This is a genomic window from Pseudomonas sp. B16(2017), from assembly GCF_002113205.1.
In the GTDB taxonomy this organism is placed as follows: Bacteria; Pseudomonadota; Gammaproteobacteria; order Pseudomonadales; family Pseudomonadaceae; genus Aquipseudomonas; species Aquipseudomonas pharyngis.
Window position 1 is genome coordinate 533,509 of the sequence record NZ_NEKA01000001.1, and the last position, 11,053, is coordinate 544,561.

General features: G+C 59.5%; 11 protein-coding genes. 7 read left to right on the plus strand and 4 right to left on the minus strand.

Annotated features, from left to right (window positions below; all coding sequences use genetic code 11):
- Nucleotides 1-63: 63 nt before the first annotated feature.
- Complete coding sequence (locus CAG25_RS02480) at nucleotides 64-1,014, plus strand: LysR family transcriptional regulator (protein WP_085612503.1); 951 nt, start codon at nucleotides 64-66, stop codon at nucleotides 1,012-1,014.
- A 4-nt stretch (nucleotides 1,015-1,018) separates the two neighbouring features.
- On the opposite strand, the gene CAG25_RS02485 is transcribed toward CAG25_RS02480, so the two are convergent.
- Nucleotides 1,019-1,678: an NAD(P)-dependent oxidoreductase gene (locus CAG25_RS02485; protein ID WP_085612504.1), complete on the minus strand. Its 660-nt coding sequence runs from the start codon at nucleotides 1,676-1,678 to the stop codon at nucleotides 1,019-1,021.
- An 84-nt stretch (nucleotides 1,679-1,762) separates the two neighbouring features.
- On the opposite strand from CAG25_RS02485, the gene CAG25_RS02490 reads away from it, so the two are divergent.
- Nucleotides 1,763-2,089 (plus strand): DOPA 4,5-dioxygenase family protein, encoded by a 327-nt coding sequence (locus tag CAG25_RS02490; protein ID WP_039764906.1) that lies wholly within the window; start codon nucleotides 1,763-1,765, stop codon nucleotides 2,087-2,089.
- Here the strand turns inward: CAG25_RS02490 and CAG25_RS02495 are convergent, their stop codons facing one another.
- From CAG25_RS02495 to CAG25_RS02505, 3 genes are read right to left on the minus strand one after another with little or no spacing between them, the layout of a single operon-like run.
- Nucleotides 2,090-2,491 carry a GFA family protein gene (locus CAG25_RS02495; protein ID WP_085612505.1) on the minus strand — a complete coding sequence of 134 codons (402 nt, stop codon included), beginning with the start codon at nucleotides 2,489-2,491 and terminating at the stop codon, nucleotides 2,090-2,092.
- Nucleotides 2,492-2,509: 18 nt separating this feature from the next.
- Nucleotides 2,510-3,016 (minus strand): hypothetical protein, encoded by a 507-nt coding sequence (locus CAG25_RS02500; RefSeq protein ID WP_143492957.1) that lies wholly within the window; start codon nucleotides 3,014-3,016, stop codon nucleotides 2,510-2,512.
- Nucleotides 3,013-4,026 (minus strand): AAA family ATPase, encoded by a 1,014-nt coding sequence (locus CAG25_RS02505; protein WP_085612507.1) that lies wholly within the window; start codon nucleotides 4,024-4,026, stop codon nucleotides 3,013-3,015. The genes CAG25_RS02500 and CAG25_RS02505 overlap by 4 nt, the downstream gene beginning before the upstream one ends.
- Nucleotides 4,027-4,442: 416 nt before the next feature.
- Between CAG25_RS02505 and CAG25_RS02510 the strand changes: the two genes are divergently transcribed.
- From CAG25_RS02510 to CAG25_RS02530, 5 genes are all read left to right on the plus strand, one after another.
- Nucleotides 4,443-5,750, plus strand: a complete 1,308-nt coding sequence (locus CAG25_RS02510) for a CitMHS family transporter (protein WP_007954069.1) — start codon at nucleotides 4,443-4,445, stop codon at nucleotides 5,748-5,750.
- Between the two features lie 71 nt (nucleotides 5,751-5,821).
- Nucleotides 5,822-6,589: a TerC family protein gene (locus CAG25_RS02515; RefSeq protein WP_064592444.1), complete on the plus strand. Its 768-nt coding sequence runs from the start codon at nucleotides 5,822-5,824 to the stop codon at nucleotides 6,587-6,589.
- Between the two features lie 214 nt (nucleotides 6,590-6,803).
- Complete coding sequence (locus CAG25_RS02520) at nucleotides 6,804-8,462, plus strand: Na/Pi cotransporter family protein (protein ID WP_085612508.1); 1,659 nt, start codon at nucleotides 6,804-6,806, stop codon at nucleotides 8,460-8,462.
- 94 nt (nucleotides 8,463-8,556) lie between these two features.
- Nucleotides 8,557-9,948 carry a pitrilysin family protein gene (locus tag CAG25_RS02525; RefSeq protein ID WP_085612509.1) on the plus strand — a complete coding sequence of 464 codons (1,392 nt, stop codon included), beginning with the start codon at nucleotides 8,557-8,559 and terminating at the stop codon, nucleotides 9,946-9,948.
- Between the two features lie 76 nt (nucleotides 9,949-10,024).
- The gene (locus CAG25_RS02530; protein ID WP_039764894.1) at nucleotides 10,025-11,053 is read left to right on the plus strand and encodes a DUF5924 family protein; all 1,029 of its coding nucleotides are present in this window, start codon (nucleotides 10,025-10,027) and stop codon (nucleotides 11,051-11,053) included.

Genomic DNA, 11,053 nt, shown 5'->3' on the forward strand with positions numbered 1-11,053 from the left:
CATGGATTCCCCGCAATCTCCGGTAAAGCCCGCGCCGGACAATGACTAGGATAAGCACAGCTTATGTATCAAGCCCTCGGTGATTTGTCGCTGGACCTGCTGCGCGCCTTCGAGGCGGCGGCTCGTCATCACAGTTTTACCGCCGCCGCTGTTGAACTGGGTACGACGCAACCGGCAATCAGCCAACAAATCAAACGGTTGGAAGAACAGCTCGGCACGCGGCTGTTCGATCGTATCTACCGTGGCATCGAAATGACCGAGGTCGGCTCGATCCTGTTCGAGCAAGTTACCCTTGGTTTACAGAATATCGACGCGGGATTAAGCGCGATCAGCTCACAACAGCAGCACGAAGTGCTGCAGGTCGCTACCGACTTCGCCTTCGCTGCGTATTGGCTGATGCCGCGCCTGCACCGCTTCCATGAAGCTTATCCACAGGTGGATGTGAGCCTGGTCACCAGCGAGCGCAATCACAACATGCTGCGTCCGGATGTCGATGTTGCCGTGCTATTCGGCGACGGTCGCTTCAAACAGGGCGAGAGTCACTGGTTGTTCAGCGAAGAAGTGTTTCCTGTTTGCAGCCCGCAATTGCTCAAGGATCGTCCCCTGCCCTTGCCGGCCCAGGCACTGATGGAGTTTCCGCTGCTGCACCTGCGCGGGGAAAACAGCAGCAACTGGTTCGATTGGAGCGGGCTGTTCCGCGCGCTGAACATCAGCGCGCCGCCAGCGCCGGGCCAGCTGCGCTTCGACAATTACACCCTGCTGATTCAAGCGGCGATTGGCGGGCAGGGCGTGGCCATCGGCTGGCGGCACCTTGTGGATAACTTGCTCACCCAAGGGCTGTTGTGCCGGCCGATCGCCGAGACCACCCTGTCGCGACTCGGTTATTACGTGGTGCTGCCGCAGCGCAAGCGCCGGGGCGCGTTAATCCAGACGTTCGTCGATTGGCTGATGGCCGAACAGGCGAGCAGCGCCGAATCCCTGGCCGGGCTGCCGCTGCCGGCGATTGCGGTTTGACGGCTCAGGAAGCGGCAACAAAATCCACGTGTTGATGGATATGCAGATTCAGTCGCAGCTCATCGGCAATCCCCACCGCCACCCGGTTCAGGCGTTCCAGCGGTTCGGCCAGACCCGGTTCCAGCGTGCGGCCGACCTGACTGAAATGCTCGATCGTCAGCCCGGCGACGCTGCGCGGTGCGTTCACCAGCGTCCAGTGCAGCGGGCTGCTTTGCAGGGCTTCGCGTACTTCCAGAGCGGCGTGGCGTTGCAGAGGGTCGGCGTTTTCCGGATCGTCCAGTGCTTCGAATTCGCCGATGACAAACAGCCGCGAGACGTTTGCCGCCTGTAGCCCATCGATAAGCGCATCCACCGCCAGCACCTGTTCCACCGGCCCCAGCACCACGGATTTTTCGACATGATCGCTGCTCAGCGGCAAGCCCGGCGCATTCAGCAGGCAGATCACTGCCGAGCTGCCGGCGACACTCTGGTTGACCCGCTCGGCATCGAGCAGGTCGCCGCTTTTGGTGCGCAGCCCCGGCCGTGGCGCGAGCGCCGTCAAATCGTCGAGGATGGCAATGACTTCATGCTGGCGACGCAGCAGTTCAGCCATCAACGCGCTGCCCAGGCTACTCATGGCACCATAGAGCACCACTTTCACCGCCGGGGTTTCGGCATTTTTCATGGCTGAGGTCCCTTTTGTTTTCCCTTGTATGGCGTGTGACATACGGGCAACGCCGAGGGTTCGAACCGATTCAGAGGGTTTGCGATGCAGACGATCAAGGGTTATCACGCCCACGTTTATTACGACGCCAGCACGATCGAACAGGCGCGGGCACTGTGTGAGCAGGCCGCGCAATTATTTCCATTGAAGATGGGCCGCGTGCATGAACGCCCGGTCGGCCCGCACCCGGACTGGAGCTGCCAGCTGGCCTTCGGCCCGGAGCTGATCGGCGATGTGCTGCCGTGGCTGGCGCTCAATCGCAAGGGATTGGTGGTGTTCCTGCACCCGGACACCGGCGATGACTTGCTCGACCACACCGACCATGCAATCTGGATGGGCGCGATGCGGCCGCTGGATCTGTCTGTTTTTTAATCAGATGGTTTCTTCGGGTTCGCCAGGTAAATGCTCGTCCAGGTGCAGCCATGGCAACTGGCTGTCGGTCCAGATATGCCGCTCTGCGGCGGCCTGCTCCGGATGATCCAGTGTGGCGACCGTCAGATCGATGCTCTCGGGGCTGAGCAGCGTCACCAGCGCCAGTTGTGCGCCGCAGTTCGGGCAGAAGAACCGTGCGCAGCTGTCTGAAGAGTCGTAGCGCGAAGGTGTTCCGGCCAGCCACAGGAAGTTCGCTGCCGGCAGCGTGATCCAGGTGGTGACGATGCCACCGCTGACTTTTCGGCAAATCGAACAATGACAGTGGGCGATGTCGTGCAATGCTCCGCTGAACTGATAGCGGATACGTCCGCAGTGGCAGCCACCGCCGTGCAAATCAGTCATAGTGATTCCACCGTCGCGTCAGGTGATCAGGTTGAGTTCTCGCGCCTTCTCGTCGTTGATGACTACGACCGACGTAGGGCTGAAGCCCATAGTCTTTACCAGTGTTCTCATTTCTCTGCTCAATGACTCCTGCAGAGGGGCAATCCATTCTTTACGAAAATTGCGGATCACCAGAACACACTTTACCGGACAGTTGCCAAGATTCAGCTTCCTGAACTCTGCAGGAAGAAGATCCTCTGCATCATCATGACGCTTGAGGCAGGCAGCGAATGTCAGTTGCACCGAGTTTGTAAATTTCTGTCGGATTTCCTCAACGTAGATCGCATGCTCTCGTGGTGCGCTTGATTTTGCCTCTATGAACCAAGCTGCCTGAGTATTATTTGGTGCATCTCGCAATAGAACAAACTCAGAGACCTTTAACCCTTCTCCCAATCTGGTGAAAATTGGGCTGGTCTCAATCGGGAAGCACTTGTCCTTAGGGTAAGGTCCGAAATTCATTCCGGATTCCTGGATTGAAATGCTCATCCCAATGCCAACTCCACTTCTTCCTCATAGAGTCGAATTGATTCATCAACAATCGGATTTGTCGGCATGCCTTTGAGCAGATCATCACCCATCCATTCACCATCAATAGACGACAAGACCGGAATGGATATTTGTTGTTTTTGAGCCGCCAGATACAAAGCTTTGATGACGAAATACGAGTGACTGGCAATGAAAAACTGAATGCCACTTCCGGCCAGGGATACGATGATTTCTACCAGTTTGGTAATGGCAACCGGGTGAAGAGCTGACTCCGGTTCGTCAATGAATACCATCGAGTCTTTCGTCAAAAAACGGTTGCCCAGCAAGGTATCGAGAATGGCAATTTTCTTGATGCCCTCAGCCGTTGATCCGATCTGGAACTTCTGGTTGCCCTTCTTGAATTGCCAGCGATTTGAACTGCTATCGAATTCGACTTTTCCCCCGAACATCTCTTCCAGGTTCTCTCTGGCTTTTGCGAAGTGCGCGTGGTTTCTTCCTTTCGTAGGAAGGAGGCGCAGGGCTTTGGCCAAGTCGTAGTAGGTGTCGTCGAATCCGAAGTCCTTATCAATATCGCGGCTTTTTAGAATGATGTGTTGCAGCGAAAGCACTTCCTTGGGAGGAAGAAAAATTGAATTGCTGCTCCGAGGTGGGACGTGGTTCTCTAAAGAAGTGATGTTCTTCGTCGTATCTTTGCCGAAGCTGTAACGAAATTCACGCGCATCCACCTTGACTCTGCAGGACAAAGGGCCGTCTGCACTTTTGGTTACCAGATCGCCAATCTTGTCGGCCTGATATGTCCAATAAAGCTTGTCAGTCAGGATTTCTGCTGCCGAACGCTGATCATTTCCCCGCTGATACTCTTCGAGTGTTCGCATCGTGCAATACAGCGCCTTGAGCAAAAAGGTTTTGCCAGCACTGTTTGCACCGATGATCAGATTCAGGTTTGAGAGCTTGCTCCAGCGAATTTTCTGTAATGGGCCGAAATTGTCTAAATCAACGCTGTTGAGCATTGGTTGGAGCTCCTCTCAAACTTTGCCGTAGTCGCAAGCCTAGCATTGCGAATGCCTTCCATACAGCGGTGAACATGGCCCTTCAAAATCTCCGGAAGGATCTTACGATCACGTTCTATTGCAGATTCACTTGTTGCACGAAACTGTCCGAGCCTCCCGTCAGACCTTTCATCCGCGAAAGGTAGCTGAAAGGTTCCCCGATTAGGATCGCCCCCACTGCCGGCAACAGACCGGTTGGCCAACGCGTGTGATTGCTCGCACGACAGGCCCAATTAACAACAACAATGGTGATTCTGATGTCCTCTGCAACCCGCCTCCTCGCTGCAACTCCGCCCGTACGCCTCGTGCTTCCCGTTCTGCGCTGATCCCGCCCGATCCGCTCACTTACTTAGCCGCGCTACGCCTGGAGTATTCCCATGCTGACTTTCCTTGGCTTCGCCATGGTCATCACGTTCATGTTCCTGATCATGACCAAGCGCCTGTCTGCGCTGATCGCTCTGATCATCATCCCGATCCTGTTCGCCCTGTTCGGTGGCTTTGCTCCGAAGATCGGCCCGATGATGCTCGAAGGTATTACCAAGCTCGCGCCGACCGGCGTGATGCTGATGTTCGCGATTCTGTATTTCGCCCTGATGATCGACTCCGGCCTGTTCGACCCGGCCGTGCGCAAGATCCTCAAACTGGTCAAGGGCGACCCGCTGAAGGTTTCGGTCGGCACCGCCGTACTGGCGCTCGTCGTTTCCCTCGATGGTGACGGCGCGACCACTTACATGATCTGCGTGGCCGCCATGCTGCCGCTGTACAGCCGCATCGGCATGAGCCCGCGGATCATGGCCGGTCTGATCATCCTCGCCGGTGGCGTGATGAACATGACCCCATGGGGTGGCCCGACCGCCCGTGCCGCCAGTGCGCTGCATGTGGACCCGTCGGACATCTTCGTACCGATGATCCCGGCGATGGCTGCCGGTGTGGTGGCGATCCTGATCATTGCCTACTTCTACGGCAAACGTGAGCGTGCGCGTCTGGGTGAGCTGCACCTGATCGGCGACGAAATCGATCACAGCGAAATCAGCGTCTCGCAATTCCCGGATGCCCGCCGTCCGAAACTGATCTGGTTCAACGGCCTGCTGACCCTGGCGCTGATGTGCACGTTGATTGCCGGCCTGTTGCCGCTGCCGGTGCTGTTCATGGTGGCGTTCAGTATTGCCATGATCGTCAACTACCCTTGCCTGCAAATGCAGAAGGATCGCGTCGCGGCCCACGCCGGCAGCGTGCTGTCGGTGGTCAGTCTGATCTTCGCGGCGGGCATTTTCACCGGTATCCTGTCGGGCACCGGCATGGTCGATGCGATGTCGAAAAGCCTGCTGGCGGTGATCCCTGATTTCCTCGGCCCGTACCTGGCGGTGATCACAGCGCTGGTAAGCATGCCGTTCACGTTCTTCATGTCGAACGACGCGTTCTACTACGGTGTGTTGCCGGTGTTGTCCGAAGCGGCCAGCCATTACGGCATCACCGCGGTGGAAATGGCCCGTGCCTCGATCGTCGGTCAGCCGGTTCACCTGCTGAGCCCACTGGTGCCGTCGACGTACCTGCTGGTGGCACTGGCGGGCATCGAGTTCGGCGATCACCAGCGTTTCACCCTGAAGTGGGCAGTGCTGGTCTGCCTGTGCATACTGGTCGCCGCCTTGCTGTTGGGGACTTTCCCGCTGTTCAGCACGTTGTAACGGCACCAAACTCACCCGGACGCCAGCTGATTGCTGGCGTCCTGGTTTAACACTCGCTCAAAGGAATACACATGGAATGGCTGACCAACCCTGAGATCTGGGTTGCCTTCTTCACCCTGACCGCCCTGGAAATCGTTCTGGGCATCGATAACATCATCATGATTTCGATCCTGGTCAGCCGCATGCCCAAACACATGCAGCAGCGCACCCGGATCTTCGGTCTTGGCCTGGCCATGATCACGCGGATCCTGTTGCTGCTGTCGATCACTTGGGTCATGCGCCTCACCGCCGACCTGTTCGAAGTGTTCGGCCAGGGCATTTCCGGTCGCGACCTGATCCTGTTCTTCGGTGGCCTGTTCCTGCTGTGGAAAAGCTCCCAGGAGATGTACCACGCACTGGAAGGTGAAGATGAAAGCGACGACGAGCCTTCGGGCAAGGGCGGCAACTTCCTCTACACCATCATCCAGATCGCAATCATCGACATCGTGTTCTCGCTGGACTCGGTGATCACCGCCGTCGGCATGGTGTCCCACGTTCCGGTCATGGTCGCGGCGATCATCGTGGCCGTGCTGGTGATGATGCTGGCCTCGGGCAAGATCAGCGAATTCATCGACAAGCACCCGTCGCTGAAAATGCTCGCGCTGTCGTTCCTGCTGGTGGTCGGCACCGTGCTGATTGCCGAATCGTTCGACGTGCACGTACCGAAAGGCTACGTCTACTTCGCCATGGCGTTCTCGCTGGCGGTCGAAGCGATCAACATCAAGATGCGCACCGCTATCGCGAAAAAACGCAAACAGCAGGACCCGGTGAAACTGCGCAAGGATATTCCGGGTCAGTAACCCGAACGCTGCGCTGATAATCAAAGGGCCTTCGGGCCCTTTTTTCATGGCTGCATGAACCTGTTTTCATGACACTTTTGTTTCAATCCCCGCTTTAGCTGTGCAATGCTGGCGCCCAGACCGTTAGCCAACTACAGCTTAAGTATCAGAACGTAGAAATTGCGCGGTACCGTCAACTTGCCCCTCTGGGGCGCTGCCATTACAGGGGGTCTGCATGCTCACCCTGCTCAATTTGCTGTCTGCCGTGGCCCTGCTGATCTGGGGCACGCACATCGTTCGAACCGGCATCCTGCGGGTGTACGGCACCAATCTGCGCCACGTGATCGGCCAGAACATGTCCAAACGCGGGCTGGCCTTTGTCGCCGGTATCCTCGTGACCGCGATGGTGCAGAGCAGCAACGCCACCGCCATGCTCGTGACGTCGTTTGTCGGTCAGGGCCTGATGGCGTTGACCCCGGCCCTGGCGACCATGCTGGGTGCCGACGTCGGTACGGCACTGATGGCGCGGGTGCTGACGTTCGACCTGTCGTGGCTGTCGCCGCTGCTGATTTTTATCGGGGTGATTTTCTTTCTGTCGCGCAAACAGACGCGGCTCGGGCAGATGGGCCGCGTGTCCATTGGGCTGGGGCTGATCATTCTGGCGCTGCAACTGATCGTCGAGGCCGCTGCGCCGATCACCCATGCCCAAGGGGTGAAGGTGATTTTCGCCTCGTTGACCGGCGATATCCTGCTCGACGCCCTGGTCGGCGCGCTGTTCGCGATGATTTCCTACTCCAGCCTGGCGGCCGTGCTGCTGACCGCGACGCTCGCCGGCGCTGCGGTGATCAGCCTGCCGGTGGCGATCGGTCTGGTGATCGGCGCCAACATCGGCAGCGGCGTGCTGGCGTTCATGAGCACCAGCATGCAGAACGCCGCCGGCCGGCAGGTGGCGCTGGGCAGCCTGCTGTACAAACTGATCGGGCTGTTGCTGATCATTCCGGTACTCGATCCGCTGGTGCACTGGATCGACAGCCTGGATTTCAGCCCCCAGGAAATGGTCATCGGCTTTCACCTGCTCTACAACACCGCGCGCTGCCTGATCCTGCTGCCGAGCGTCGGGCCGATGGCGCGGCTGTGCGCCTGGCTGCTGCCGGAGCGGCCGGAGGTCAACGGCACCGCCAAGCCCCGCCACCTTGATCCCACCGCGCTGGTCACGCCGAGCCTGGCACTGGCCAACGCCGCCCGGGAAACCCTGCGCATGGGCGACCTGATCGACAACATGCTCGATGCGACCCTCGACGTGCTGCGCGGCAAACAGACCGCCGTCACCCAGGAAATGCGCAAGCTGACCGATGACGTCGAAGCGCTGTACAGCGCGATCAAGCTGTACCTGGCGCAGATGCCTCGCGAGGATCTCGGCGAGCAGGACAGTCGGCGCTGGGCGGAAATCATCGAGCTGGCGATCAACCTCAAACTCGCCAGCGACCTGATCGAACGCATGCTGCGCAAAGTGCAGCAGCAGAAGACTTCGCAACGCCGGTCGTTTTCCGAAGACGGTCTGGAAGAACTCGCCGGCCTGCAACAGCAGTTGATTGCGAATCTGCGGCTGGGGCTGTCGGTGTTCCTCAGCGGCGACAAGGAAAGCGCCCGTCAGTTGCTGCGCGAGAAACGTCGCTTTCGCGCCCAGGAGCGGCGTCTGGCCCACGCCCATGTCAGCCGGTTGCAACGCAAGATCGTGCAGAGTATCGAGACCAGTTCGTTGCACCTGGAGTTGATTGCCGACATGAAACGTTTGAATTCGCTGTTCTGCAGCAGCGCCTATGTGGTGCTGGAAACTTCCGATACCGGCGCGCTGGCGGCGGACGATATGGCGGACATCACGCATTCGCCTTGAACGTCTGGGGTTGTGGTCAGTCAGTAACTCAAGGTTTGGCCTCGCGGCCGGACTGACGACACGGATCTCCAATTCAGCCGTATGGAAGCTCGTTATGCGTTGCCTGTTGTTCGCTTGTCTGCTGCTCGGTTCCCTGCCCGCCTTCGCCCTGGATCGTTTTCAGGTCGAAGGCTATGCGCTGCCCAACGGTTTGCAATTGCTGCTCAAGCCCGGCACCGAGCGTGGGCACGTGGCTATCCGGCTGGTGATCGGCGTCGGTCTCGACGATTTCGACTGCAATGAAAAGGAGCTGCCGCACCTGCTCGAACACTTGCTGTTCAGCGGCATCGACGCCACCGGCGAAGGTGGCCTCGAAGAACGCATGCAGGCCCTCGGCGGCGACTGGAACGCTTTCACCAGCAACGCCGACACCACGTTCGTCATCGAAGCCCCGGCGAAAAACCAGCGCAAGGTCCTCGACCTGCTGCTGGCACTGCTGACCCAGACCCGCTTCGATGACAACGCGATCAACGCCGCGAAACGGGTGGTCGAGCGCGAGGACGGCGGCCATTACACCCGGTTGCAACGCTTCCTCGACCGGCAGGACCTGGGCCACACCGCGAGCAATCAGCTGGCGGTCGAGCTGGGTCTGAAATGCCCGCAGCGGGCCGAAGTCGATGGCCTGACTCGCGAACAACTGGAGAAGGTGCGCAAGGCCTGGTACGCGCCGAACAACATGACCCTGATTGTCGTCGGCGACCTCGACAAACTGCTGCCGGCCTATCTGGAACGGGCATGGGGCGCGCTGGAAGCGGTCGAGCCGAGCGAACACCGTCCGCTGCCGGACATCCGCGCCAGCGCCGCTCACGAACGCACGATCACTCGCGGTTTCATCGGCAACAGCGCCAAGCTGCACTGGCTGGTGCCGGAGCCGGTGCTGGACGATCAGTACGACGAAACCTTCGACCTGCTCAAGGAATACCTGGAGTGGGCGTTGTACCGCCAACTGCGCCTGAACCACGGTTTGTCCTACGGGCCGTGGGCCGAGCGCGAAGTGTTTGGCGGCGTCGGTTTCATGAGCCTCAACGCCGACCTGGATCGCGGCGATATCGCCGAAGCCGAGCAGGTGCTGGAAGACCTCAAGGCCGACCTGCTGAAAAACGGCCTCGACGCCGACACCTTCAATCGCTTGAAACAAGCCGCCATTGCCCACCAGGCCTGGGCCGTGCAAGGCACCAGCGCCATGGCCGACTATTACTGGAGCGCGCTGGGCGACTACGAGGATGGCCGCTTTGCCGATCCTGCGCGGGAGCTGCAAGGCGTGACGCTGGAGGCGGCGAACAAGGCCATGCGCGAGTTGTTGCTGCAACCGGGCTATCTGCGGATCGAGAAACCGCTGCTCAGCGACGATCAGGTGTTGTGGCTGCTGGCGGGCGGATTGGGCGTGCTGGTGCTGATTCTGCTCGGCTGGCGCCTGCATCGGCGCAAGTCCGTGCATCCAGACTGACCGGCAGCCTCGCCACACGGCCCGGCGGGCGGTACTCTGTCGAGGTTTTTTTCCTATCCAGTCGTGAACCGCCCCCATGTCTAAATTGACCCTCCTGATCCAGCGCATTCTCGAACTGATGAAGCGCTACCCCGGGGTCATTGCGCTCGGTGGTTTCATCTCCGGAGTCGGCAGCTTCATTCTGGTCGACCGGCAGCAGGGGCTGGCGAGCTGGATCACCACGATCATGCTGCTGAGCTGGATCTGGCTGATGCTGGAAAACAGCCTGACCAAACTGTTCACGCGCATCTTCAAACGGGAAATCCCTCAGCCGCTGCTGCGTTACGCGACGCAGATGATCCACCAGGAAAGCCTGTTTTTCGTCCTGCCGTTCTTCTTCATCACCACCACCTGGAACAGCGGTCAGCTGTTTTTCACCGGGCTGCTGTGCATCGCGGCGCTGATCTCGATCGTCGACCCGCTGTACTACAAGTGGCTGGCGCCACGGCGCTGGGCGTTCCTCGCGCTGCACACCCTGACCCTGTTCGCCGCCCTGCTCACCGCGCTGCCGGTGATCATGCACCTGACCACTTCGCAGAGCTTCAAATGGGCGCTGGGGATTGCGGTGGTGTTGTCGTTCCCGAGCCTGGCGTCGATCTTCCCGATCCGCACCGTGCGCAATGCCTTGGCGATCCTGTGTATCACGGTCGGCATCGGTGGCGTGGGCTGGGTCCTGCGTTCGTGGGTGCCGCCGGCGACGCTGTGGATGACCGACGTGGCGATCAGCACCCAGGTGCAGGACCGGGTGCCGGGGGCCAGCCTCAAGGAAGTCAGCGCCGAACAGATCCGTGGCGGCGGGCTCTACGCCTACACCGCGATCAACGCGCCGCGCGGGCTCGACGAGCGGATTTATCACGTCTGGCAGTTCAACGGCAAAGAGGTCGACCGCATCGCCCTCGACATCCACGGCGGGCGCAAGGAAGGCTACCGGGCCTGGACCCACAAGCAGAACTTCCCCGGCAACCCGGCAGGCAAGTGGCAGGTGCGGGTGTTGACCGAAGACGGTCAGGTGATTGGCGTGCTGCGCTTCGAGGTCACGGACAGCACACCGACCAAAGAAAAGTAA